Below are 25523 nucleotides of genomic sequence, written 5' to 3'. Positions count from 1 at the left end.
TTAATTTTATTCAGACAATAACCATCCCGCTCCGATCTGACAGAGTATGTCGCTATCATCAGAACAAGTGGATCTCTATTTAGGGTACAGAGGTATTACAGTAATTATTTCGCCATAGATTATCTCTGATATAAATGAATAATTTCTTCGGATAACTCGCGCGCTAATAAGGAATTCATTAAATGATCCTGGGCGTGCACCATAATTAAGGTCATCGGCTGGCGGGCTTCGCCCGCATCCTGCTCGATCAGTTTGGTCTGCATCTTGTGCGCCTGGCGTGCGTAGCCGTCGGCTTCGCGCAGCAGGCTTTTGGCCTCGTCAAGGTTGCCCTGACGCGCCGCGTGCAGGGCTTCAAAGCACAAGCTGCGGGACTGGCCGGCGTTGACGATAATTTCCATTACGGCTTCTTCTAGTGCGATCATCATCATTACTCTTTATCAAAACTATTATTTAAGGCGGTGGCGGCAAACCACTCTCCGCTTTTTTTAATGGTGCGCTGCTGCGTCTCTACATCGAGCTGAATAAAACCGTAGCGGTTTTTATACGCATTACACCACGACCAGTTATCAATAAACGTCCACATATGATAGCCAAGGCAATTGCAGCCTTCGCTAATACCTTTGTGCAGCCACGATAAATGCTCAGAAATAAAATCGATGCGGTATTGATCGTTAATCTGGCCATTTTCAATAAAGCGCTGCTCGTTTTCGACGCCCATGCCGTTTTCCGAAATAAAGCAGCGAGGGTTACCGTAATTATCGCGCAGATTAACCAGAATATCGTAAATACCCGGCGCGTAGATTTCCCAGCCGCGGTACGGGTTCATCTTACGGCCCGGCATCTCGTAATTATCAAAGAACCACTCCGGCATAAACGGCGCCTGCGGGTTCACCGCGCTGTCGCGACACTTCACGCGACGCGGCTGATAGTAGTTAACGCCGAGCAGGTCGATTTTCCCTTCCGCAATCAGGAAACCGTCTTCCGGCTTGCAGGCGGGCAGCTGATCGTAAGATTTCAGCAATGCCACCAGGTCCGCCGGATACTCCCCGCGCAGCACCGGGTCGAGGAAGCTGCGGTTAAACATCAGGTCCGCTATGTGCGCCGCCTTCACGTCCGCCGGGTTCCGGGAGCGCGGGTACGACGGCGTCAGGTTGAGCACGATGCCGATCTCACCCGCGTAGTGTCCGGCGCGGTAAGCCTGAACGGCCTTCGCATGGGCCAGCACGGTGTGATATGCCACGGTGGCCGCCCGACGAAAATCCACCACGTTCGGGTAGTGGAAGTCGTACAGATAACCGCCTTCCACCGGAACAATCGGCTCGTTGAAGGTAAACCAGTGCAGCACGCGGTCGCCGAACAGCTCGAAGCAAATCTGCGCATAGCGGGCGTACGCGTCCACCACGTCACGGTTTTCCCAGCCGCCAATCTCCTGCATCGCCATCGGCATGTCGAAATGGAACAGGGTGATAAACGGCGTGATACCCTGCTCGTTTAGCTCATCAATGACCTGATTGTAAAAATCGACCGCGTCCGGGCTCACTTCACCGATACCGTCGGGGATCAGGCGCGCCCAGCTAATCGAGGTGCGAAAGCTGTTGTGGTTCAGCTGCTTTAACAGCTGAATGTCCGTTTTCCAGTGCTGATAAAACGTGGAGGTGTGCTGCGGCCCCACGCCGTTGTGAAAACGGTTCGGCTCGCGGGCAAACCAGTAATCCCACGTGGTTTCGCCCTCTCTTGCCCCTTCCGTCTGGAGAGCGGAGCTTGCGCTGCCCCACCAGAAGTTATCGGGAAATGCGTATTTCATGACCCTTCCTCTTTGACTTAATTACTGACTGTTTCAGCGGTGCCGACGGTTGCCTGGGCTTTCTGCTCTTCATTTTTGATGAGCGTACGCTCATAGGCGCGCAGGAACGGCAGGTACATCAGGGCGGACATCACCATGCAGACCAGGCACATCACCACCGGGCTCAGCGCCCAGTTCGCCGCCCACGAGGCGCCAATCGGCGCGGGGGTGGTCCACGGGGTTAACGAAACAACCTGAGCCAGCCAGCCGAGTTTGGTTGCGCCGTACGCCAGGCAGGCGTTGACCAGCGGAACAAACACGAACGGGATAAACAGCATCGGGTTCATGATGATCGGCGCGCCGAACAGAATCGGTTCGTTGATGTTAAAGAAGCTTGGCACCACGCCCATTTTGCCGATGGTGCGCAGGTGCGTAACGCGGCTACGCAGCAGCAGAAACGCCAGCGGCAGGGTGGAGCCTACGCCGCCAATCAGCAGGTAGTGATCCCAGAAACCTTGCAGATAAACGTGCGGCAGCGCCGCGCCCGCCGCCAGCGCCGCCTGGTTTGCAGAGAGGTTCGCCATCCAGAACGGGTTCATGATGCCGGTGACAATCAGCGACCCGTGGATACCGGCGAACCAGAAGATCTGGCACAGCAGCACGGAGAGCAGAATGGCGGGCAGCGAGTCAGACGCCGACACCAGCGGCTCCAGCAGGTGCATAATCGCCTGCGGGATGATCATCCCGGTCTGCGCTTCAATGAACAGGTTCAGCGGGTGCAGCGTTCCGATCACCACCATCACCGGGATCAGGATCTCAAACGAACGCGCCACGCCGGTCGGCACTTCCTTCGGCAGGCGGATGGTGACGTTGTTCTGTTTCAGCCACGCATAGACGCGAGTGGAGTAGATCGCGGTGATAAGCGCAGTGAAGATCCCCTGACCGGAGAGATACTGGGTCGAAATTTTGCCATCGGCATAGGGCGCGGCGACCAGCAGGAAGGCCATAAAGGCCAGCAGGCCGGACATCACCGGATCGAGGTTAAACTGACGCCCCAGGCTCGCCCCAATCCCCACCGAGATGAAGAAGGTCATCACGCCCATGCTGAGGTTAAACGGCAGCATCAGCTGTTCGCGGTAGGTCTCGGAGAAATCCAGCCAGCCGCGGGCGAAGCTGTTGGTGGTATCCGCCGAAAACGGCGGGAAGATAAACACCAGCATAAACGAGCCGATGATCATAAACGGCAGCGCAGCGGTAAAGCCGTCGCGGATGGCAATCACATACTTTTGCTGACCGAGCTTCGCGGCCAGCGGCGTAATTGACTGCTCAATCACCGCGACCATGGATTGATATAACGAACTCATGTGAACACCTTTTAGTGTGCCGCTTCGATGAGCGACAGAGCATAGTCCAGTACTTTATCGCCACGCTGCATGCCGTAATCCATCATGTCGATGGGCTGCACCGGAATGCCTTGCGTCGCTGCCTTGTCTGAGAGCGTCTTTAACATGTATTTCACTTGCGGTCCGAGAAGCACCACCTGATAGTGCGGAAACTGCGTATCAAATTCGGATACGCCATACGCATCTATCTTCACGGGCAAGCCCCGTTCTTTTGCAACATCGATCATTTTGCTGACCAGCAGGCTGGTGGACATCCCGGCAGAGCAGCACAGCATAATCTTGAACATCGACAACCATCCTCAAAATGTAAAAAGTTATTGCGAGGATGATTGGACATGATACGGAAACCGGTTTCCATTTATAAAAGACAGAAGTGTGACAACCATCAAGATCCCTTACTTATGAGGCTAATTAACCGGATGTGGGTCACATAATTTGGCTGTTTTGGCATCAAATTGAGTGGAAACGGAAAATCGGTTTCCATGGAAAACGGAAACGGATATACTCCGTTCTGGCTATAATGTGAGCCGTAGCGGTGATGGAAATTACAGACGCCAGTTGCGTCTGACAGGGGAGAGAGATGTCTACAATCAACGATGTATCGCGTCTGGCCGGGGTGTCCAAAGCCACGGTATCACGGGTGTTGAGCGGGTCGCGTGGCGTTAAAGAAGCCAGCCGCCAGGCTGTTCTGAAAGCGGTGGATGAGCTGAACTATCGTCCCAACGTGATCGCCCAGTCGCTGCTCAGCCAGTCGACGGGCTGCATTGGGGTGATTTGCGCGCAGGAAAACATTAACCAGACCACCGGTTACCTGTACGCGCTGGAAAAACACCTCAGCCAGCATCAAAAACATCTGCTGCTGCGTTTTGCACACACAAAAACAGAAGTGATGAACGCCCTTGAAGAACTCTCCTGCGGCTTATGTGATGACATTCTGGTGATTGGCGCGCGTTTCCCGCTGGACGTGGACATGGACAACGTGATTCTGGTCGACTGTATGGAAGCCGATAACGCCAACAGCATTCAGTTCGATCACGCGTTCGCGGCCGAAACGGCCTGTAACTATCTCACCAGCCAGGGGCGTCGCCAGATAGCGCTGATCCACCCGCACGGCAGCGGCTTTGCCGATCAGGTGCTGCTGGGCTACAAACACGCGCTGGAGAAAAACTTCCTGCCCTTTAATCGCAACCTCGTGTTTATGGACGCGACTTCATCGTCCGTTGCGCTTCAGGAATTACTCAACAACGCGTCCACGCTGAACTTCAACGCGCTGCTGGTGGCGGATGAGCAGGAAGCCCAGCGGGTGATCCCGCAGTTACAGGCGTTTAATAAATCGGTACCGGAAGACATCATGGTTTTCAGCCTCGGCGGTTCGCTGCATCTGCCGGGTATTCCGGTGATCCCGGCCATTGAGTATTCCATGGACGCCATGGCGGCGCGCATCGTGAGCTGGCTGACAGAGAAAACGCAGATGCTCGGGTCCTACGTTCTGCGCGGGGATTTGATTATTCCGGATGTGCGGAAGCGTTAAACGTGTGATGTAGGCCGGGTAAGCGCAGCGCCACCCGGCGCTCAACCCTCAGTAATCTTCCATACAATCCACCTGACTTACTGCATCCCAGTAGGCGTCCAGGTTGTCACGCTTCACGGCGGTGATGGCGTTTTTGATCAGCAGCTGATTGGCCTCAGACGACAAAATCATCGCCTGCCAGGCCTTATCGCTCTGCTTTTTCTGCGGGGTACAGGTTTTCTTCACATCTTTCAGGACCTGCTGTTTTATCTGGGCCTCTTTCTCCGGAGCGCTCTTCTCCTGCGCGTGAACAAACGCAGCGAAAATCAGGCAAACGAGCAGGCAAACCAGGTGTGCAGATTTCATCGAAACCTCCTTTGAAAGTCACATGCTTCCCCTGAAATATATCGTTACATTCATCAACGCGATTCAAGCCAAAAGTATGAATTTACGCATTCTGCGTGCGAGATCCGATCGCCAGTGCAATGCCATAGCTTACTAACACCGCGAGACTCATTTTCAGCATCGTTTCTCCGCCGATACCCGCGAGAGGCGCTGCGATCCCGCCGAATAAAAACATCAGCATGCCCAGAATGGCTGACGCTGTGCCGGACTCCTTCGCGTCGACTGCGCTCATCGCTTCTGAACCCGCAATGGTGCTGATCCCGCTGTTAAATGCGACGGTGAAAAAGAGTGCAATCAGTGCCGGAACGGAAAGCTGCATCCACGCAAAGAGCAACGTCAGCCCCGCGCAGGTTAAGGCCAAAACCAGACCTATTTGCATTAACCCTTCCGCCGGGTGTCGGCGTGCCAGACGGGAGAAAATCAGCGCTGAGACGATCAGGCCGATACCGTTCACACCGAACAGCAGGCTGAACTGCATGGCGCTCAGGCCATACTCGTTTTGCATCACAAAGGAGGATGCCCCGATATAGGCGAACAGCCCCGCCAGCATGAAGGCCTGGATCAGGCAGTAGCGCATAAAGCGACGATTTTTAAGTACCGTCCTGGCGGTTTGCGTCAGCGATCCCCCGCCCTGTTTCTCTGTGAGGGACTCGCGGATAAAAAGCTGGCTGGCGATCAGCAGCGCCAGACCCGCCCCTGCCATTACCCAGAACAGCATCCGCCAGTCGAAATGCGACGCGATATAGCCACCGAGTACCGGGGACACCACGGGCGCGATGCCGTTGACCGTCATCAGTAGGGCAAAAAACTGCGTTAGCATCGTGCCATGATAGTTATCACGGGCGATGGAGCGGGCAAGTACGGAGCCGCCCGCCCCGGCAACGCCCTGCACAAATCGCCAGCCGATCAGGGCGTAAATATTCTGCGTGCTGGCACAAAGCACTGAAGCCAGTACAAACAGCAAAAGTGAGAACAGCAGCGGCGTTTTACGTCCGATGCGATCGCTTAGCGGGCCGAAAAAGAGTTGTCCCAGCCCCAGGCCAATCAGCGCCGAGGTAAGAGAAAGCTGCGTCAGCGTTGTGGAGGTGTTGAGCTGGGTGGCGATCTCCGGCAGCGCCGGAAGATAAAAATCGGAACACAGCGGCCCGATAGCCGTCAGCAGGCCAAGGATGGCCGCGAAAGAAAAAGAGAGTTTTGCCATAGGTATTTACTCTGATGGCCGGGCAACGTTGCGCCGCCCGGCAGTGATGTTACTGAATCCCGCCGCCCAGCGACTGCCACAGCGTGATGCGGTTTTCCAGGTCGGTTTGCTGCAAGGCAATCAGTGATTCCTGCGCCGACCACAGCGACCGCTGCGCGGTGAGCACCGTCAGATAATCGCCCGCGCCAGCCTTGTAACTGCGCGTCGCCACATCCAGCGTTTTTTGCTCCGCCGCCACGTATTCACGCTGGGCATCAAGCTGTTCACTCAACGTTTCGCGCCGGGCCAGCGCGTCGGCCACGTCCTTGAACGCGCTCTGGATGGTTTTCTCATAGGTCGCAATTAACCCTTTTTTCTCGGCTTCCGCATAGCGCAGCTGCGCCATATTGCTGCCGCCGCTGAACAGCGGCAGGGTGATGGAAGGTGCAAACGACCAGACCTTCATCCCGTGGCTGAACAGGGACGACAGCGAATCGCTGCCGACGCCCGCGCTGGCGGTGAGCGAGATGGTCGGGAAGAAGTTGGCGCGCGCCGCGCCGATGTTGGCGTTGGCGCTCAGCAGGTTATGCTCGGCCTCCTGAATGTCCGGACGACGCAGCAGCGCGCTGGAGCTGACGCCCGCCGGGATCAGCGTGATGGCGTTGTCGCTCAGGCTCTCCAGCGTGCCGGGCAGCAGGTTCTCGGGCACCGTATCGCCCGCCAGCAGGTTGAGAGCGTTTTTGTCCTGCATCACCAGCGTCTGGTAGCTCGCCACGCTGGCGCGCGCCTGCTGGTAAACCGCCATCGCTTCACTGACGTCCGTTGCCGCTGCCACGCCCACTTCCTGCTGGCGCTTCACAATCTTGAGCGAGTTTGCGGCGCTCTCCAGGGTGGACTTCGCCAGCGCCAGATTGCTGTTATCCGCCGCCAGCGTCACCCAGGCCGTGGTCAGCTCGCTGACCATCGTCAGGCGCGTGTTCTGCGCGGTGAATTCGCTGGCAAGCCAGGTTTCACGCGCGGCACGCGACAGGCTCTGGTTGCGGCCAAACAGATCCAGTTCGAAGCTGGAGACCGCGCCGTTGGCTTCGTCACTTGTCGCGACGCCGCTCGCCAGCGTGCGGCTGCGGGTGTGGCTCAGTTCCGCGTCCACCGTCGGGAACAGGGATGAGCGCGTTTCGCCATACTGGGCACGGGCGGCGTCGATATCCGCAATCGCTTTTTGCACGTCGCGGTTGCTGTTGAGCGCCATCGTCACCACGCTTTTCAACCGCGCATCATTCATCACCTGCTGCCACTGGCTCACCACGGTGTTGGCTTCGCCATGGGCGCCCGGCAACGTCGCCGGGACGGGGGCGTCCGGGCGCTGATACGTGGGATCTAATGACACACAGCCCGCGCTCAGCAGCGCTAACGTTAATACGGTTACACGAAACATTATGACCTCCGGTTTGCGTGCTTACCGGAGAACAAACGTTTCACCAGTACAAAGAATAAAGGAACAAAGAAGATTGCCAGCAGCGTCGCGGCCAGCGTCCCGCCGATAATACCGGTACCGATCGCCACGCGGCTGTTGGCCCCGGCGCCGGTGGCAATCGCCAGCGGCGTCACGCCTGCGATAAACGCCAGCGAGGTCATGATGATCGGACGCAGACGCGTCTGGGCGGCCCGCAGGGCGGCGCGCGTCAGGGAGTAGCCTTCGGCCACTTTGGCTTCGGCAAACTCGACAATCAGAATGGCGTTCTTCGACGACAGACCGATGGTGGTCAGCAGCGCCACCTGGAAATAGACGTCGTTGTTCAGGCCGCGCAGGGAGGCGGCAACCGCTGCGCCAAGCACCCCAAGCGGGATCACGAGGATCACCGAAATGGGCACCGACCAGCTCTCATACAGCGCCGCCAGGCATAGGAACACCACCAGGATCGAGAGGGCATAGAGGCTCATTGCCTGACCGCTCGCCAGTTTTTCCTGCAACGACAAACCGCTCCATGCCCAGGTGCTGCCGGACGGCAGGTTATTCGCCAGCTGTTCCATTTTGCTCATCGCCGTACCGGAGCTGGCGCCGCTGGCGTTTTCGCCCTGAATCTCATACGCCGCCGAGCCGTTGTAGCGCACCAGGCTTTCCGGGCCATACTCCCAGCGGGTGGTGGCGAAGGCGGAGAACGGGGTCATGGTGCTGTCGCTGCCGCGCACATACCATTTGTTAAGATCCGATGGCACCGCGCGATAGTCGCTGTCGCCCTGGATGTAGACCTTTTTCACGCGGCCACGGTCAATGAAGTCGTTCACGTAGGTGCCGCCCCAGGCGCTGGAGAGGGTGTCGGTAACATCGCTCAGGGAGAGCCCCAGCGACACGGCTTTGTTGTTATCAATATCCACCTGAAGCTGCGGCATCTGCGGCAGATCGTTGGCGCGCACGGCGTGCAGCGAGTTGTCCTGGTTGGCTTCGCCAATCAGCTGGTTACGCAGTTTCAGCAGCGCGTCGCGGTCGGTGCCGCCGCTGGCCATCAGCTCAAAGGTAAAGCCGTTGCTCTGGCCTAAACCATCCACCGCCGGGGGCGTCATGGCGAAAATTGTGGCATCCCGAATGGTGCTCAGCTCCTGCGTGGCGCGCAGGGCAATGGCCTGGGCGGTATTCTCATCGCCTTTGCGCTCTGACCAGTTTTTCAGGGAGACGAACGCCATCCCGGCGTTCTGGCCGCTGCCGCTGAAGCTGAAGCCTTCAATGGTGAAGATCACGTCGGTATTGGTTTTCTCTTTGGTGAGGAACCACTCGCGTACCTGGCGGCTTACCTCGGCGGTACGCACCGCGGTTGCGCCGGCGGGCAGGGTGTACTGCACCATGATTTCACCCTGGTCTTCGGTTGGCAGGAAGCTGCCCGGCAGTTTTAGCATGGCGAACCCCATCGCGCCGCAGAGCAGGGCGTAGATCACCAGCATGCCACCGGAACGGCGCAGGGCGCGCAGCACCTTGTTCTGATAGCCGTGCTCGGTCTTACTGTAGAAGCGGTTAAACGCGCCGAAGAAGCCCTTTTTGTGCGGAGCGGTGTGATTCAGGATCGAGCCGCACAGCGCGGGCGTCAGGGTCAGCGCCACCACCACGGAGAGGAACATCGCCGAAATAATGGTGACCGAGAACTGACGGTAAATCACCCCGGTGGAGCCGCCGAAAAAGGCCATCGGCAGGAATACCGCAGAGAGCACCAGCGCAATGGCGATCAGCGCGCCGGAAATTTCGCCCATCGATTTTTCGGTCGCTTCCCGGGCGGGCAGCCCTTCGTCGCGCATAATACGCTCGACGTTTTCCACCACCACGATGGCGTCATCCACCAAAAGCCCTATAGCCAGCACCATCGCAAACAGCGTCAGGGTGTTGATGGAGTAACCGAACAGCGCCAGCACGCCGAAGGTGCCCAGCAGCACCACCGGCACCGCCAGCGCCGGGATCAGCGTCGCGCGGATGTTTTGCAGGAACAGGTACATCACCACCACCACGAGGATAATGGCTTCGAACAGCGTCTGAATCACGTCCTCAACGGAGATCTTGATGAACTCGGTGCTGTCTTTCGGGTAGGCCACATCGTAGCCTTCCGGCATCGACTTTTTGAACTCGGCGATCTTATCTTTTACCGCCGTGGCGGTGTTAAGCGCGTTGGCGCCCGGCGAGAGCATCACCGCCATACCCGCCGCCGGGTGGCCGTTCAGCTTCGCGGTGGCGGTGTAATCTTCGCTGCCCATCTCCACGCGCGCGACGTCGCTGATGCGCACCACCGCACCGTTGGACTGGCTCTTGACGATGATCTTTTTGAACTCATCGACCGTTTGCAGACGCGACTGAGCGCGGACGGTGGCGGTCAGCTGTTGGGCGTTCGACGAGGGCAGTGCGCCGATTTTACCGGCGGAAACCTGCACGTTCTGCGCTTCAATCGCGCTCTGCACGTCGGAGGGCATCAGCGAGTACGACGCCAGCTTCGCCGGGTCGAGCCAGATGCGCATCGCGTATTCTGCACCGAACACCTGTAGGCTACCGACGCCATCCACGCGCGCCAGCGGATCCTGCATATTACTCACCAGCCAGTCGGCGATATCCGAGCTGCTGGCGGTGTCGGTTTTGTCATATACGCCCATGATCAGCAGGAAGTTGCTCTGGGATTTTTCGACGGTGATCCCGGACTGTTGCACCTCGGTCGGCAGGCGCGATTCCGCCTGCTGGACTTTGTTCTGCACCTGTACCTGAGCGGTGTCCGGATCGGTTCCCTGTTCAAACGTGACGTTAATACTCACCGACCCGTCCGAGCTGCTGGTGGAGGTGAAGTAGAGCAGGTTATCCAGCCCGGTGAGCTGCTGCTCGATCACCTGCGTCACGCTGTTTTCCAGCGTCTGTGCGGAGGCACCGGTATAGGTGGCGGAGATTTTGATCGACGGCGGAGCCACGTCCGGGTACTGCGCAACGGGCAGCGTGCGGATCGCCAGCATTCCGGCGAGCATGATGAGAATGGCGATAACCCAGGCAAAGACCGGGCGACGCACGAAGAAACGGGAAAACATCAGGCGTTTCCTCCGTTGGTTTTCATCTCTTCAGCTTTCACTTCCTGCCCGGCGGTGACTTTATCGGTGCCTTCCACAATCAGCTTATCGCCCGCCTTCAAACCGCTCAGCACCAGCCATTTGTCGCCGTAGGTGTCGCCCGTCTCCAGCTGACGCTGTTCGACCTTGTTGCTGGCGTTCACCACCAGCGCGGTGGCGGTGCCTTTGGCGTCGCGGGTGATGCCCTGCTGCGGGGCGAGGATCGCGTCATTCATGATGCCTTCATCCACTCTGGCGCGGACGAACATGCCCGGCAGAAGCTGATGCTGCGGGTTCGGGAAGACGGCGCGCAGGGTGACTGAGCCGGTAGACTCATCCACCGCCACTTCGGTCAGCGCCAGGCGGCCTTTTTCGCTGTAGCTGCTGCCGTCTTCGAGAATCAACGACACGTTCAGCGTATCGCTGTTGCTGGCGAGGGTTTGCTTGCGTAAACGCAGCAGATCGGCGCTGGAACGGGTTAAATCGACGTACATACTGTCCAGCCCGCGAATGGTGGCCAGCGCGGTATCCTGCTGGGCGGTCACCAGCGCGCCGGGGGTCACAGAGGAGATGCCGATACGTCCGGCAATCGGCGCGGTGACGGTGGTCCAGTTGAGGTTAATGCGGGCGCTTTCCAGCGCGGCTTTCTTTGACTCGACGCTGGCCTTGTCCTGCGCGCAGGTGGACTTCGCGTCTTCCGCATCCTGACGTGATACGCCGTCGTCCTTCACCAGCTGCGCATAACGCCGGGCTTTCTGGCAGTCGGCCTGCACCAGCGCCTGCGCCTGTTTCAGTGCGGCGGCGGCTTCATCATACGCGGCGCGGTAGCTGGAAGGATCGATCTGATACAGCGCTTGCCCGGCCTTGACCGTATCGCCTTCGGTGAAGAGCCGTTTCTGGATAATGCCACCCACCTGGGGGCGCACTTCGGCGCTCATTGCGGCGGCGGTGCGGCCGGTCAGCTCGCTGACGACGGACACCGGCTGGCTCATGAGGGTGACAATCCCCACTTCCGGAAGAGGACGTTGAGGAGCAGATGTTTGCGCATTATCGCACCCTGTCAGGAGGAGTAATGCCGCGATGGAGGTTGTTATGGTTTTCATAATCTTTTTCCAGGGTGAACGAAGCCTGCCCTGTTAATCGCTTAACAGGGAGGAGGGCTAATTAAAAGCACAGCGATCCCGCATCTCTGGCTGAGCCAGAAATGAAAAAAGGGAAATTACTTATTTCCGCTAATTATTCACATGCGATTACTTCGCAGAGAAAATCATATTTAAAATATTCTGGTATATAGGCTCTAATTGTTCTGATGGTACTTTTAAAGGCGTGAGTCGACGGTAAATCGTGCCTTCGATCATCACGGCGGTAATCTCCACGCAGCAGCGAATATGCTCATCGCTCAGGTGAGGGAACTGCTTTTTCAGGTGCTCACAGGCGTTGGCGAACATGCGGGCTTCGGCTTCGATCAGCATGTTTGCCACCAGCGGATTGCGCGTGGCCTCTGCGGACATTTCGAGCATCAGCGCGTCATCGTCTTCGTTAAGCGTCTGGCGCCAGGCAAGCGCCTGCGGCATCCCTTCAACCAGGGTTTTGCCCTGCATCTCTTCAATACGTGAGTCGATAATGCGCCGGATCATCTCTTCAATAATCGCGTCTTTGTTACTGAAATAGCGATAGATTTGTCCGACGCTGAGCCTGGCTTCGCTGGCGATCTGCGACATGCTGGCAGCGTGAAACCCGCTGGCGCGAAAGCAGCGGCGCGCGGCGGTAATGATTTCGTCCTGGCGCAGTTTTTGTCGTTCTTCCAGCTTTGTACTCATTGTCGGCTACCGTAAAAAGTGAGAATGATCGTTCTCATTATACGTTTTCGGAGACTATTGGAAAGGCTTTTTTTATTTACATATTGAATGAATATTTCCAGGTATAAACAATGGAGAAAATAAGGAGTTTTTATGAAGGTTAAGCTGTGAGATATTCAGATTGCGCTGAAAATAAGGAGAGAATTATGCATCTGAGCATTACAGATAATGTCACAGCCGAAGAAAAAGAAGAATTATTAACGGGGCTAAGAGCCTATAACGCGCAGTTTTTAGATCTGTCGACATTTGGCGGCGATATTGGCGTATATATGCGAGACGACAATGGCGTCATGCTGGGCGGGTTAATCGGCGTACGGAAAGGCGACTGGCTGAACATCGACTATCTGTGGGTCAGCGACAGCGTGCGGGGAACGGGCGTGGGAAGCCAGCTTATCAAAACGGCTGAAGAGGAGGCCCGTCGCAAAGGCTGTCGTCACGCGCTGGTGGATACGGTCAGCTTCCAGGCGCGTCCGTTCTATGAAAAACAGGGTTATCAGGTGCAGATGTCCTTGCAGGATTACCCTTATCAGGGAATGCAGAGACACTATCTGTCCAAAAATCTTTAACCGCCGATCCCGGTGCCTGTCACGGCTAACACGTGGCGCACCACGATCTCCGGCGAGAGGGCGTTAAGCCTCTCGTCATTGCGCATGCGGGAGAACGGCACCAGCACCAGGCTCAGCAGCGTAGTGAACAGCAGTTCGGGGGCCAGCGCCGGATTCAGCTTTCCTTCCTGCTGCCAGCTTTTGATGGTTGCCAGCGTGGTGTGATATTTCTCATCGCCAAAGCGTGCCTGCAAATGGGTGCGCAGTACCGGCATCTCGCCAATCACCTCCTGCATCCACAGCGGGGCAAACCAGCGATACTTTTCCGCCAGTTCGGCCAGCACCCTGACCATTTCCGTCAGGGCATCCACCGGCGAATCCCGGTTGTCGGCGAAAATCGCCCCGATCCGCTCGCGTAACGGCAGGAAGCGCTCCTCAATCATCGCATCCAGCAACTGTTCTCTGGAGTTGAAGTAGTAGTGCAGCATGGCGGGCGTCACGCCTGCTTCGCGGGCGATGGCGTTCAACGACGTATTGGCGATCCCCTGGCGGGAAAAGAGGTTCAGGGCGATATCCAGCAGCTGTTCACGGCTGGCGGTAACGCGCTTGCCGCCGCGTGGCCGACCGGGGCGGCGGGGTTCAGAATTGTCCTTTTGTGCTGGCATGGTCACCGTATCTCTTGATCTTATTCATCACTTCCACAAATATTAATTATACGATTAATTAATTACAAGTGATGTCTTATGGAGTCCGACGTAATGACTCAACCTGCGAAAAAGGCGCCGTCGATTAAGCTGCTGTTCAGCGCACTCCTGCTGGTGATGCTGCTCTCGGCGCTGGATCAGACCATTGTCTCCACCGCGCTGCCGACCATCGTCGGTGAGCTGGGCGGGCTGGATAAGCTCTCGTGGGTGGTAACGGCCTATATCCTCAGTTCGACCATCGTGGTGCCGCTGTACGGCAAATTCGGCGATCTGTTTGGCCGAAAAATCGTTCTGCAAATCGCGATTGTGCTGTTTCTTGTAGGGTCCGCGCTGTGCGGTCTGGCGCAGAACATGACCCAGCTGGTGCTGATGCGCGCCCTGCAAGGGCTGGGGGGCGGCGGTCTGATGGTGATCAGCATGGCTGCCGTGGCGGACGTGATCCCGCCTGCCGATCGGGGTCGCTATCAGGGGTTGTTTGGCGGCGTGTTTGGCCTGGCGACGGTGATAGGGCCGCTGATCGGCGGGTTTATCGTTCAGCACGCATCCTGGCGCTGGATTTTCTACATCAACCTGCCGCTGGGGCTGTTTGCCCTGCTGGTGATTGGCGCGGTTTTCCACGGCAGCGCGCGGCGCAGCAAGCATGAGATTGACTACCTGGGGGCGATTTACCTCAGCATGGCGTTGCTGTGCATCATTCTGTTTACCACCGAGGGTGGGACTATCCGCCAATGGAGCGACCCGCAGCTGTGGTGTATTCTGGCCTTCGGCCTGACGGGGATCGCCGGGTTTATCTACGAAGAGCGGCTGGCGTGGGAGCCGATTATCCCGCTGTCGCTCTTCCGTGACCGCAGCTTCCTGCTCTGTAGTCTGATCGGTTTTATTATCGGCATGTCGCTGTTTGGCTCCGTCACTTTCCTGCCGCTCTATTTACAGGTGGTAAAAGACGCCACGCCGACGCAGGCCGGTTTGCAGCTGATCCCCCTGATGGGGGGGCTGTTGCTCACCTCCATTATCAGCGGGCGCATCATCAGCCGTACCGGGAAATATCGTCTGTTCCCGATCCTCGGCACGCTGCTCGGCGTGGTGGGGATGGTGTTACTGACGCGCATTTCAATCACCTCCCCAACCTGGCAGCTGTACCTGTTTACCGGCGTGCTGGGCATGGGGCTGGGACTGGTGATGCAGGTGCTGGTGCTGGCGGTGCAGAACAGCGTGTCAGCCGATCAATACGGCGTCGCGACGTCTGGGGTGACGCTGTTCCGTTCCATTGGCGGGGCGATTGGCGTTGCGCTGTTTGGCGCGGTGTTCACCCATATTCTGCAATCAGGCCTGATCGACAGGCTGCCGGAAGGGGCGGAACTGCCGCGCGAACTTAATCCCGTTGCCATACACCATCTGCCTGATGCCCTGCGTCTGGACTATCTGGATGCGTTCGGCTCGGCGATCCATGCGGTATTCATGCTGGCGGCGGGGATTATGGTGCTGGCGTTTGTGCTGTCGTGGTTTTTGCGCGAAGCGCCGCTGCGTCGGCAGGCGTGAGGGAAGCGGTTCTGCTTGCGCCTGGACTACCGTAGCCTGATGCCCATCGCCCGGTGGCGCTACGCTTACCGGGCCTACACTTCGCCCGTTACGTAGGCCGGGTAAGCGCAGCGCCACCCGGCAACAGGCCGCATATAACTTAACCGTCTTACTGATTCCTTTTCGTTTTTTAGCCTGCCGTCTCGTTGTCGATATAGTCTTCAAAACGTCTATCAAAAGGAACTGTCTCGTGAAACTTCGATTGGGTGCGCTTCTCCTGACTGGCCTGCTGCTCGCGGGCTGTGATCAGGGCGGCAATGATGCCAGACACATTAAAGTCGGCGTGATCAATGGCGCTGAGCAGGACGTGGCGGAAGTCGCCAAAAAGGTGGCAAAGGAGAAATACGGTCTGGATGTTGAGCTGGTGGGCTTTAGCGGCTCGCTGCTACCCAACGATGCCACCAACCAGGGCGAACTGGATGCCAACGTCTTCCAGCATCGCCCGTTCCTCGCAGAAGATAACAAGGCGCACAATTACAAGCTGGTCGCCGTGGCCAATACCTTCGTCTTCCCGATGGCGGGTTACTCCCGAAAGATTAAATCGGTCTCTGAGCTGAAGGACGGCGCAACCATTGCGATTCCAAACGATCCCACCAACCTTGGCCGCGCGCTGTTGCTGCTGCAAAAAGAGAAGCTGATTACCCTTAAACCGGATGTTGGCCTGCTGCCAACGGCGCTGGATATTACCGCGAACCCGAAAAACTTACAGATTATGGAGCTGGAAGGGGCGCAACTGCCGCGCGTGCTGGACGATCCGAAAGTGGATGTGGCCATCATCAGTACCACCTATCTCCAGCAAACGGGGCTTTCTCCGGTACACGACAGCGTCTTTATCGAAGACAAAAACTCACCCTACGTGAATATTGTGGTCACGCGTGAAGAGAACAAAGACGCCGAAAACGTGAAGGAATTTATCCAGTCCTATCAGTCGCCGGAAGTGGCGAAAGCGGCGGAGACCATTTTTAACGGTGGTGCGGTGCCGGGCTGGTAAGCCCCGGTAAAAAGGCCAGCGCTCCGCTGGCCGTCAAAGCGTTACGCGGGCATCGGTTCGGCTTTCGGGCCACAGAAAACCCTGACCAGACTGTGCGCCGGACGCGCGGGCGCGCGCCAGATCCCGCGAGTTTTCGATGCCTTCGATAAGAATCGATTGCGCGATACCTGCCCTGACCTGCTGCACAAACGGGGCAAGCGGCGCGCGCTCGCGCAGCGCTGAGCGGTCAATTTTTACCCCATCCAGCGGCAGCGCAAGCCGCGCGAACGCCTCCGCCAACTCCCGGGTTAAATCGTCCAGCCAGATTTGCCATCCCGCCTCTTTTAACCGAACAAGCGTGGCATGAAGACGACGTTGCTCATCCTCGCTCAGCCGTGTGATGGTGAGGGGATCCTGAATTTCAATCGTTAACCGCTGCTGATGGCGTAACGCCAGCAACAACCGGATAGCGCGTTCGTTGAGAAGGTGTTCTGCCGGAAGGTTTAGCCAGTAAGCGTCCCGGGCGGGTATCTGTAACAGGGTGTTGGCCTGCCAGAAGAAGATTTGCAGCGCGCTGCGCGAGGGCAGCGAGGCAAACAGCACCTCAAGATTGACGTTATGGATCTCCACGAGAACTTCATGCGCGAACACCTGGCCCGAATGAAGATCGACAAGCGGCTGGAATCGCAGCCCTGAGATACGTTGCAACAGGGGAGAGGGAAGAACGGTATACATGGAACAGCCTTCAGGAAATGAAAAAAGGTTCCCGCGGACACGGGAACAAAAGGCAAACGACACACGGTCAAATTTTTAATTCAGGATCCAGCGAATGCTCTGGTAAAACGAGGGACCACGCACGGCCTTAAGCTTGTTCATGGCGTTGTTCTTATAAAAGTAAACCAGCCTGACGTTACACCCCAGCTGACGGGCGATTTGCTTGGTTTTGAGATTACAGGAATAGCCGCGCAATACGCTTGCCTCCTCGCTGGACAGCCTCGCCGGGGTGCGTAAGCGGGTCGTCATGCCTACGTTGTAACGGCCAGACTCTTGCGGCGTCTGGCTCATCAGTATTTGCCACAGCGCTTTGATATCCCCCAGGGAGACTCTTTTGCTGATGACTCCATCAACATGTTTGAATTTCAAATAGCCGGCGGATAACGAATAGATATAGATCTTCGCCGTCACTTGTTTCTGTTTTATGCAGAGAATGTCGTCATTCGTCGTCACCCGGAAATGACGCGTATTCAGCGGATCATAAATGATGATATCAAAGAGTTGTTCACTCATAGCAAGTTCTTCGATATGGGTAAATCCATGGAAAATAACGTCGTGTTTTTCATCAGGCTCACGCTTTCCAAGCGATTGCAGGCCAATCATCGTGAATTCGCAGCTGTCAACAACGGCAACGTGAATTGTTTTTTTATTTTGCATTGGCATTCTCCTTTCGCTGAGTAAACAGTCCATATAAGAGAAAATGGCGGTTCGCACTCTCTTATTAAAAGAATAACGAGCACTTTTTTAAATAACGCGATGCGATGGCACCAATGTAAGCCAATACAAACCGTCGAGTAAAGCTGATGCCAATTGTTAGCGGAAGATAAAATTGAAAAATGGTTTTAATGGTATATGTAATTGTTTTAATCTTCTAATAATATTCATGACAGGTTTTTATTCTGTAAAGGAGTGGAAATTAAGTATCAGGTAGTTGATTAATGGAGTTAATACACTGTTTTATCAGTGGGTTATTGCTGTTTCTGTGAGAAAAGTTGTGATCGTGGCAGGATTATCGACAGGGCTTAATCTGCGAGAGGAAACGGCGTGCAGAATAAAATAGAATTTTTTCTATAAATTTAATGTCCTTGTTCAGATTTTTAGGCCTGAGAAGGATAAAATCCTGGCGCGAAGAGGTTGTGAGTGGTGAGTACATAAACTATTATCATTTTCCTCCGGTCACGAGAATTTAGAAAAGACATGAATAATACTGAACGTATCGTAAGGGTAATGGTGTTTTACAAAATAAATATATTTAAAGAGATAATATTCCGGGCGCTCCAGGATCTTTTACCCGATTACGTACTGAACATTACTCAGGTCGATTCCACAGAACAGGCGCTGGCGGCGGTGGCGGATAATAACGTGGATGTTTTCTTCACTGAATTTAATTATCTGCTTAATCATAAAGAGTGGAGTGCGGAGGTCAGCAGCCGTTTTACATCTTTATGTAAAACCCATCACGTCAGGCGTGTTCTGTTGGTGCCCGAGCTGCCTTACGGGCTGTTAAAAAAAGTTCTGGAGATGAAATTTGAATTAACCATCAGTCAGCAGGATGAATTGACTGAACTGAAAAAGGAATTACCCGCGTTGCTCATGGCGGACGGGCAAAAACCGTCGATCTCTTCGTGGCTCAGGCGGGTAATGCGGTCCGGCTCCCGGGCGCGTTCCATCCTCTCGGCCAGAGAGTGGGAGGTGCTTCATCTTATCGTGGAAGGATTTTCAACGACGGAGATTGCCCGTCATCGAAACCGTTCGGTCAGTACCATTGCGACACAGAAACACAATGCAATGAAAAAGCTGAATCTTTCCAACCACAGCGAACTGATTAAGTATGTGCAAGCGGTTGGAAAGATGGAGGAATAGTTCACATCAGGGATAGATAATATTCAGCGTAGCCGATGTATTGATCTTACCCTGGCTCACTTGGGCGGGCGCCCACACGTAATAGTACGCCGCCATCGGAAGGGTGAAATGTTCGTCCAGCGCCGCGCCAGCCGCCACGCTGAAAATCATCGTGGCGTTGCCACGGCTGGTGGTTGAGGTAGAGAAGGTCACCGGCGTTTGCGGGGCGTCACGTTTTATCAGGCGGAGCCCCACGCCCTGCGCCGCGCTACTGCTGCTGTCGATCAGCACCGAGCTGTCGGTTGAGAGCAGCTGCGTGCTGGACAGAAACATCTCAATTGCCCGATCGGAATTGCCATTAACCCCGACGTTCTGACAGCTCATGTTCAGTGAAAAAGGCGTCAGCCCCGGCTGTGAGGATGCACTGAGCTGGGGAATGCCGAGCGTCGGCAGCGCCACGGTCAGCCCCGCATTATCAAAGGAACAGGTAGTCAGTTTCGGCGCGTATTTGATGATCATCGGTTGACCAAACATATCTCGGTTGTCGTAAGGCCACTTGAACCCGCTGAATAACCACTGCGCTATCTTGATGACCTGATTGATTGGCCAGGTGATGATTTCCCAGATGGATAACCCGCTCATGTCGCTGACGAACAGAACGTCGCTCATGTTCGCCGTATCCCCCGTCAGGGTGGTACCGCTCTGGTTAACGAGGGTGAAGCGAACCGTAAACGGTGTGTTCAGCTCAGACGCCGTATGGCTACCGCTGGCTGACAGGGTTTTATTGGCCGGGGGATTGGTGATCTCCGCCCGCACCATATACTTGTTGTTGCTGAACCCGAGGATGGTCGCGTATTTGCTGTCGGTCGACAGGATCGGCGTGTAAGAAAATTCACTGTTACCCGTCGTACAGTTGAACGAGCCGCTGTACTGGGTGGTGAAGCTGCCGGTCCATGTGGGCGTGGCCGGGCTCAGCTTATCCGATAAATCAATGGTAATCGGTGTGCCATAAACGATGCTGCTGCCGGAGCAGGTGGCATAGCTCATCCCGCTAACGCTGGTGAGGAGCAGGAATATGAATGATCGTAACATTTTGATAATCCGTAATTAGTGGCAAACCGATGAGGGGCTGTTCAGCCCCCAGGCCGGGGAGGAGATTTCGCACTTTCCGCCGCGGAGATGCACGTTGAGCGCGCGTGGCGGCTGTTCAGCACGGATATACAGTACGCTGGCCTGGCCGACATACCCGACAGATTCACCGTGTTCATCCAGCACTTCAGTGCCAAAGGGCAGCGGTTTGCCGTCGGCGCGCGTCGCATGAAGTACCCATGACTGGCGCTTGTCGGTTTCGAAGCGGATATAACTCACCGCCCCGTCGTAAGGGGCCACGTTAGCCATATTGCCGATCACCTCCGCGCCAGCGCTGTTTTCCGTTTCAGTTAACGTAATGGCGTTTTTGCGATACGGGGTGGCGTAAGGCACCAGCGCCACGCCATCGCGGTTCGTCATAATGCTTTCATCGCCGTTCACCATCAGTCCCTCCGCCTTTGGCGCATCGACGATAGTCATGGTTGTGCCGGTTTCGTTTGAGGCGAGAACGTGCCACGGGTAGGCCACCAGGCTTCCGCGTCCGCTGAGCCCGGTCTGGCGGTAGTCGGAGGATTCGCTGTAAGAGCCACCGAGTGTCGCGAAGTTCGAACGGTACGCGGCGTTAACGCTTGCCGCATTTTTACCCCCCCGCGCATTACTGCCGGAGAGGGTATAGCTCAGGCGGTTCGACGTCAGCGCGTTCCCGCTCATGCTGATATTGCTCTGTTCGTAATGCGAATCGCTGGCCGTCAGGCTGGAGGTGATCCACGCATTATTATCAAACAGCGAGAACGGCAGGCTGAGGGAGAGGTAAAGGCGCGTCTCTTCTTCACTGTCCCTGTTCCGTACCCGGCTGGCCGACAGGGTATAGCTGGCGCGGCCGATGGCGTTGGAATAGCCCATCTGATATTCGCGCGTGGTTTGCTGTGAGTTCCAGTAATCGCGCTGTGTGCCGGAGACAAACACCGTGCCCCAGTTATTGAGCAGGCGCTGATTAAGGTTAAGCGTAAAGGTATTTTTGGGCTGCGCCGCGCGCAGGGCGTCCCAGGTGCTTAGCGACATGTCGGGCGCAACGCCAAACCGATCTTCATAGTCGTCGTACTGCGCTCTCAGGCGCTGATACCCTTCGCGCGAATAGAGCGCGTCGCTGAAGCTGTAATAGCCTTTAGTGGAATAGCGATAGGCCGCCAGGGTGAAGTTGGTGGCGGTGGTATCGATAAATTTGCTGTACGACACGCGATAACTCTGACCGCTGCTGGTGCGATCCTGTAGGGTGGTTTTGGCGTGGGTGACATCAAACGAGACCGCGCCAAAGGGAAGGTTCCACCCGGTACCGACAAGCCCGGCCTGGTAGTTATCGCTAATAATCGTCCCGGTATACCCGGTGATGAGGTTATTAAACCCGTAGCGCAGCGTGGCCTGCATGAATGCGGGTTCGGCATCGAGCGTGTTCTGATGCACTTTACCCGCCACTACGCTGTACTGGCTCACCCCTTCTTTTAGCATCCCGGGCACGGCGGAAAACGGCACCGTGAAGGACTGCTGTGAACCGTCCGCTTCACGCACCACCACCAGCAAATCGCCCGCGGACCCGGTAGGCTGAATGCTGTCGAGGGTAAACTGGCCCGGCGGCACGTTCTCCTGATAGATCACGTTGCCATTCTGGATAACTTTCACCAGGGCGTTCGTCCGTGCCACGCCGTGAACCACCGGTGAAAAACCCTGCTGTGAATTTGGGCGCATCTTCATATCCGACGCCAGCGACACGCCGCGCACGCGCAGGGAATCAAACAGATCGCCAGGAATATAAAAGTCACCCAGCGTCAGGTTGGATTTCAGCGAGGCCAGGGGACGGCGCAGGTAGCGGGTATTATTCTGCCAGCTACTCTCTCCGCTGGCGGTTTTCCGCCAGGCGCTGCTGTCGCGAAACTGCCAGCCGAACAGGTTGGCGCCGGAATCCAGCCCGGCATAAAAATCATCATTTGTGTCTTTCGCAGTGCCTTTCGCGCGGGTGTTGTACCAGGTCGTGTTCCACGAGAGCATCAGCGCCGGTATCCCCTCGTCCCAGAACTGGGGGGCAATGTAACCTTCTTCAGTACGCTGCACGGCCGCCTGCGGAACGGTAAGCGCCAGACTCAGGGTGCTGGTATCGGTTTTGACTTCACCGCCCTGAACCAGATCGCGCAGCTGGACCTGCCCGTGCGCAATGGCGGGCGCAGGCACGGACGTGGTGTTGATGCCCAGCGACCGGGCATCTTTCCAGGCAAGGCGGATGTCGTCACGCTGTTCGCCGTAGATGACGGTATAACGTCCCTTCCAGCTGCCGTTTACGTAGATATCCATCTCCTGACTGCCGGCAGGCATGGCGTTGTTTTCGGAAAAGCGAGACAAATCGGACTCACCGGATGCGCCAGCAAGCAGGGAGGGATCAAACGAGACGGCCCCTGATTTATGCGAAAGCAGAAGCGTGCAGACTGCCAGCAGACAGAGTCTGTTTTGTTTCATTTTCATGGTGAGTCTTTCCGATCACTGACTGGTGAAAGTCCGGTTTTTATACGCGCCAAGATCGTCCACATACATCAGCTGGAAGGTCTGTCCGCGCTTAACCGTATTTTTGGCGGCGACCGTCAGCTGCCCAAACGGGGAAACCATCGGGGACTCTTGGAGCAATTTCGTTTTACCCAGCGAAATATTGGCGACCGTAATATGGAACGGACTGTTATTTGTAATGCGAAAGCGATCGCCGTCGGCGGCGAGCGTCAGTTTCGCCACCGCGTCATCCAGCGTGCCTTTCAGCGCAGCGGGCCGATAAAAAAGTTTGATACGGGATTTAATCGCCAGCTGAACGGTATTCTGGTTTTGCAGATTTTCAGGTCTGGGCGGAATGTCGAGGACATTCAGGAAAAAGACGGATTCGCGATCCGCAGGCAAGCTGGACGGCAGCTTTTTAATACGAAGCTGTTGACCATTATGTTCGTTAACCTTTATCACCGGCGGCGACAACAGAAACGGCACATTGGCTGTTTCCGGCGTGGAATTAATATCACCGTCATCTATCCAGGATTGTACCAGAGCCGGCGCATCGCCCGTATTCATTAACTGGACGATCACCTCTTTGTTATTTTCAGGATAAAGGACACGGGTGCCATTAATGACAATATTGGCCCATGAGTGACCCGTGCTTAGCAGTAAGCCTGCCAGCAAAATTGCCTTGCGCATGATTGTAACCTTAAATACAGGCTCTGCGAAAACAGAGCCTGAATAATCACTATTACAGGTAGGAAATGGTATACGTTACGTTGGAGCTTAACTCGCCCACGGTGGCGGCAGCGGCGTTTGTTTTATAGTAATAAACGTCCAGCGTCAGCGTTTCGGAATCTGGCGCGGTCGCTGTACCCATAATATTTGTCGTGTAAGGCTGGTTCAGGGTAATAGGCGTAGACGAACCTGGCTCCACTAACGCAAAGCCGACATTACGTGCCACGCTGGCATCGCTTTCGTTCACGCTGTTATTCAGCAGGTATTTACCGTCAGTGGAAATATTATCCGCGCTGGAGAAATAAACTTTCAGCGGGGTACCGGTCGTTCCGGCTGCTGGTGAGCAACCAGAGAATGTCAGCGCAATAGATTTTTTATTTCGGGTGATCAGGCCAACCGTTGTGCCCGCATCTTTTACCGAAATAGGGGAAAGCGCAACGGTAAAGTCCGCGCTTTTACCGCCGTTAATGGTACAGGTTGTATCGGTAATAGCGCCGGTAAAGTTAATGATACCACCCGCCGAATTGTCTGCGGCCACTGCGCTGGTAGAGGCAATAGCGGCGGCCAGCAGTGATACGGTCATGATCGATTTGAACATGATAAACTCCATGAAGATTTGTGTTATTTAAAATGAATGTTAATCGGCTACACATGTCCCTGATGTACCGGCTAGACGCATGGCGACTCGGGAGAATGCTTTGACGATATTATGTTGCACTAAAAAAGTACATAACAAAACATTATTCCAACAACTTCTAAAGTTTAAGATTATAATCTTGCCAGTATGTTTTTTTTAATGTTTTAACCTAAATGCGTTGGTTCGAAGATTTTTATTAATGCTTTAATAATCGTTAATTAATGAAGCTTTATGAATTCATCTCTCAATTAATATCACGCGACTTGACCACACAAACTTTAGACTTATTATTGCCTGGCAAATGCACAAAAATTTAACAATGGCGTAATAATAATATGAAGTATCTCATTGATCTTACAATGCTTTATGAAGTCGACACCGGTATGATCATGATTAATGGAGAGGAAGAGTCATCCATTAAGTTATCTAACCAGGCGGGTCGTCTGCTTTATGAACTTATCATCAATAATGGTAAAACACTCGACAGAGACGACCTGATAAAGAAGGTCTGGGAGGATCATGGTTTCTCTGGTTCTTCGGTGAGTCTAAATGTTGCCATAAGTGAAATCAGAAAAGCATTTCGTACATTAGGCTGCGACCCTTTACTGATAAAAACGATACGTGGCAAGGGATTTAGCCTTGCCGCGCATATTGAACATCACACGGTCAGGCCGCCGGTTATTTCAACGCTTAGCGAAGAATCTGCCTCTGAAGCATTCGATACGCTAGTGCATAAGAAAGATGCCGATCCGCCTAAACAAATAATATCGCTGCACAGACTCTTTATTTCTCTCTGCACGTTATTATTGATTATTGTTACCGGCACCGCTGTTTTACTGTTGCACCAGCGGGATTCCTATGCCGAGAGCCTGAAAGATTCTGATAAGCATCTGCTCGGTAAAGTGGACAGGTGTACGATATACCTGATCGATAAGAATATGTATCAGCCGCGACAGCACTACTTTAATCACGTAAAAGAGGTCATCGCCAGTCAACATATCGACTGTCAACATCAGGTTGCAGATGCTTACTATTCCAGGTTTAAAAAGTCGCAGATAGAAAATTATTTCCTGGCCATCTGTTATCAGCAGGACAGTATCGACGATTATAAGAACTGCATTTCTTACAGAAGCCTGACCGGGAGTTAAAATATGTCAAGGACTAAAATGAGTGTACTGTTCAGTATCGTACTGGCGCTGTCTGTCATCGCGTTGTTATGGGTCTATTTTACCAGAACGCAGGATGAGGGGTTTGGCTGCCAGTCAGATACCATTTCCTGGAAAACCTATTCCACGGGTGAGTCAACCGATATGTCGCTAACCACGCTTTTCCTGTTTAACAACAAAGATGTTGTGACGGTTATTCATAAAGGCGTACTCAAGAAAGAGGGCAAAAGCTACCTGATTGACAGAAATTACACGCT

The 25523-nt window shown here is 55.2% G+C and carries 23 protein-coding genes and 1 pseudogene; 7 read left to right on the top strand and 17 right to left on the bottom strand.

The features are described from left to right. Positions 1-119: 119 nt before the first annotated feature. From IMQ56_RS00845 to IMQ56_RS00830, 4 genes are read right to left on the bottom strand one after another with little or no spacing between them, the layout of a single operon-like run. Positions 120-422 (bottom strand): PTS lactose/cellobiose transporter subunit IIA, encoded by a 303-nt coding sequence (locus IMQ56_RS00845; RefSeq protein WP_014168006.1) that lies wholly within the window; start codon positions 420-422, stop codon positions 120-122. A gap of 5 nt (positions 423-427) precedes the next feature. Next, on the bottom strand, positions 428-1804 hold the full coding sequence (locus IMQ56_RS00840) for a glycoside hydrolase family 1 protein (protein WP_017694005.1): 1377 nt from the start codon (positions 1802-1804) through the stop codon (positions 428-430). A 17-nt stretch (positions 1805-1821) separates the two neighbouring features. Then, a complete protein-coding gene (locus IMQ56_RS00835) occupies positions 1822-3147 on the bottom strand; it encodes a PTS cellobiose transporter subunit IIC (protein ID WP_017694004.1) in 1326 nt (441 codons plus the stop codon). An 11-nt stretch (positions 3148-3158) separates the two neighbouring features. Beyond that, a complete protein-coding gene (locus IMQ56_RS00830) occupies positions 3159-3473 on the bottom strand; it encodes a PTS sugar transporter subunit IIB (protein WP_003861034.1) in 315 nt (104 codons plus the stop codon). Between the two features lie 293 nt (positions 3474-3766). Between IMQ56_RS00830 and IMQ56_RS00825 the strand changes: the two genes are divergently transcribed. Further along, positions 3767-4717 (top strand): LacI family DNA-binding transcriptional regulator, encoded by a 951-nt coding sequence (locus tag IMQ56_RS00825; protein ID WP_003861033.1) that lies wholly within the window; start codon positions 3767-3769, stop codon positions 4715-4717. Positions 4718-4765: 48 nt separating this feature from the next. Here the strand turns inward: IMQ56_RS00825 and IMQ56_RS00820 are convergent, their stop codons facing one another. The 6 genes from IMQ56_RS00820 to IMQ56_RS00795 all read right to left on the bottom strand — a co-directional run bounded on the left by IMQ56_RS00820 (position 4766) and on the right by IMQ56_RS00795 (position 12664). Next, positions 4766-5062, bottom strand: coding sequence for a YicS family protein (locus tag IMQ56_RS00820; RefSeq protein ID WP_003861030.1), 297 nt, complete (start codon positions 5060-5062; stop codon positions 4766-4768). 82 nt (positions 5063-5144) lie between these two features. Continuing rightward, a complete protein-coding gene (locus IMQ56_RS00815) occupies positions 5145-6302 on the bottom strand; it encodes a multidrug effflux MFS transporter (protein WP_017383668.1) in 1158 nt (385 codons plus the stop codon). 49 nt (positions 6303-6351) lie between these two features. Beyond that, complete coding sequence (locus tag IMQ56_RS00810) at positions 6352-7716, bottom strand: TolC family protein (protein ID WP_077580183.1); 1365 nt, start codon at positions 7714-7716, stop codon at positions 6352-6354. Continuing rightward, a complete protein-coding gene (locus tag IMQ56_RS00805; protein WP_196063556.1) occupies positions 7716-10826 on the bottom strand; it encodes an efflux RND transporter permease subunit in 3111 nt (1036 codons plus the stop codon). Before IMQ56_RS00805 ends, IMQ56_RS00810 begins: the two co-directional genes overlap by 1 nt. After that, positions 10826-11947: an efflux RND transporter periplasmic adaptor subunit gene (locus IMQ56_RS00800; RefSeq protein ID WP_017383665.1), complete on the bottom strand. Its 1122-nt coding sequence runs from the start codon at positions 11945-11947 to the stop codon at positions 10826-10828. The genes IMQ56_RS00805 and IMQ56_RS00800 overlap by 1 nt, the downstream gene beginning before the upstream one ends. 147 nt (positions 11948-12094) lie before the next feature. Further along, positions 12095-12664: a TetR/AcrR family transcriptional regulator gene (locus IMQ56_RS00795; protein ID WP_000104919.1), complete on the bottom strand. Its 570-nt coding sequence runs from the start codon at positions 12662-12664 to the stop codon at positions 12095-12097. A 185-nt stretch (positions 12665-12849) separates the two neighbouring features. Here IMQ56_RS00795 and IMQ56_RS00790 point away from each other — a divergent pair, with 185 nt between their 5' ends. Beyond that, positions 12850-13269 (top strand): GNAT family N-acetyltransferase, encoded by a 420-nt coding sequence (locus tag IMQ56_RS00790; protein WP_017383664.1) that lies wholly within the window; start codon positions 12850-12852, stop codon positions 13267-13269. Here the strand turns inward: IMQ56_RS00790 and IMQ56_RS00785 are convergent. Continuing rightward, positions 13266-13913 (bottom strand): TetR/AcrR family transcriptional regulator, encoded by a 648-nt coding sequence (locus tag IMQ56_RS00785; RefSeq protein ID WP_048973071.1) that lies wholly within the window; start codon positions 13911-13913, stop codon positions 13266-13268. The genes IMQ56_RS00790 and IMQ56_RS00785 overlap by 4 nt on opposite strands. A 93-nt stretch (positions 13914-14006) precedes the next feature. On the opposite strand from IMQ56_RS00785, the gene IMQ56_RS00780 reads away from it, so the two are divergent. After that, positions 14007-15491, top strand: coding sequence for an MDR family MFS transporter (locus IMQ56_RS00780; RefSeq protein ID WP_017693997.1), 1485 nt, complete (start codon positions 14007-14009; stop codon positions 15489-15491). Between the two features lie 229 nt (positions 15492-15720). Continuing rightward, the gene (nlpA, locus tag IMQ56_RS00775; RefSeq protein WP_020480549.1) at positions 15721-16521 is read left to right on the top strand and encodes a lipoprotein NlpA; all 801 of its coding nucleotides are present in this window, start codon (positions 15721-15723) and stop codon (positions 16519-16521) included. Positions 16522-16554: 33 nt separating this feature from the next. On the opposite strand, the gene IMQ56_RS00770 is transcribed toward nlpA, so the two are convergent. Further along, the gene (locus IMQ56_RS00770; protein ID WP_048973070.1) at positions 16555-17235 is read right to left on the bottom strand and encodes an EAL domain-containing protein; all 681 of its coding nucleotides are present in this window, start codon (positions 17233-17235) and stop codon (positions 16555-16557) included. 75 nt (positions 17236-17310) lie between these two features. Further along, complete coding sequence (locus IMQ56_RS00765) at positions 17311-17931, bottom strand: LuxR C-terminal-related transcriptional regulator (RefSeq protein WP_015570093.1); 621 nt, start codon at positions 17929-17931, stop codon at positions 17311-17313. A 570-nt stretch (positions 17932-18501) separates the two neighbouring features. On the opposite strand from IMQ56_RS00765, the gene IMQ56_RS00760 reads away from it, so the two are divergent. Next, a complete protein-coding gene (locus tag IMQ56_RS00760) occupies positions 18502-19137 on the top strand; it encodes a LuxR C-terminal-related transcriptional regulator (RefSeq protein WP_015570092.1) in 636 nt (211 codons plus the stop codon). Between the two features lie 6 nt (positions 19138-19143). Here the strand turns inward: IMQ56_RS00760 and IMQ56_RS00755 are convergent, their stop codons facing one another. Genes IMQ56_RS00755 through IMQ56_RS00740 form a run of 4 tightly spaced genes read right to left on the bottom strand, consistent with a single transcriptional unit; the run spans position 19144 to position 24061 of the window. Beyond that, positions 19144-20208 carry a fimbrial protein gene (locus tag IMQ56_RS00755; protein WP_047364901.1) on the bottom strand — a complete coding sequence of 355 codons (1065 nt, stop codon included), beginning with the start codon at positions 20206-20208 and terminating at the stop codon, positions 19144-19146. A 15-nt stretch (positions 20209-20223) separates the two neighbouring features. After that, on the bottom strand, positions 20224-22716 hold the full coding sequence (locus IMQ56_RS00750; RefSeq protein ID WP_196063555.1) for a fimbria/pilus outer membrane usher protein: 2493 nt from the start codon (positions 22714-22716) through the stop codon (positions 20224-20226). A gap of 15 nt (positions 22717-22731) precedes the next feature. Next, positions 22732-23424, bottom strand: a complete 693-nt coding sequence (locus tag IMQ56_RS00745) for a molecular chaperone (protein WP_196063554.1) — start codon at positions 23422-23424, stop codon at positions 22732-22734. 52 nt (positions 23425-23476) lie between these two features. Then, a complete protein-coding gene (locus IMQ56_RS00740; RefSeq protein ID WP_017383657.1) occupies positions 23477-24061 on the bottom strand; it encodes a fimbrial protein in 585 nt (194 codons plus the stop codon). A 374-nt stretch (positions 24062-24435) separates the two neighbouring features. Between IMQ56_RS00740 and IMQ56_RS00735 the strand changes: the two genes are divergently transcribed. Beyond that, positions 24436-25248, top strand: coding sequence for a winged helix-turn-helix domain-containing protein (locus IMQ56_RS00735; RefSeq protein WP_196063553.1), 813 nt, complete (start codon positions 24436-24438; stop codon positions 25246-25248). 18 nt (positions 25249-25266) lie between these two features. After that, positions 25267-25523: pseudogene (locus IMQ56_RS00730) on the top strand (hypothetical protein); the annotation flags it as partial.

The organism is Enterobacter sp. Res13-Sevr-PEC09-46, from assembly GCF_015672585.1.
GTDB lineage: Bacteria > Pseudomonadota > Gammaproteobacteria > Enterobacterales > Enterobacteriaceae > Enterobacter > Enterobacter hormaechei_C.
The sequence above is the reverse complement of the archived record's forward strand: the minus strand, read 5'-3'. Positions and strand labels throughout refer to the sequence as shown.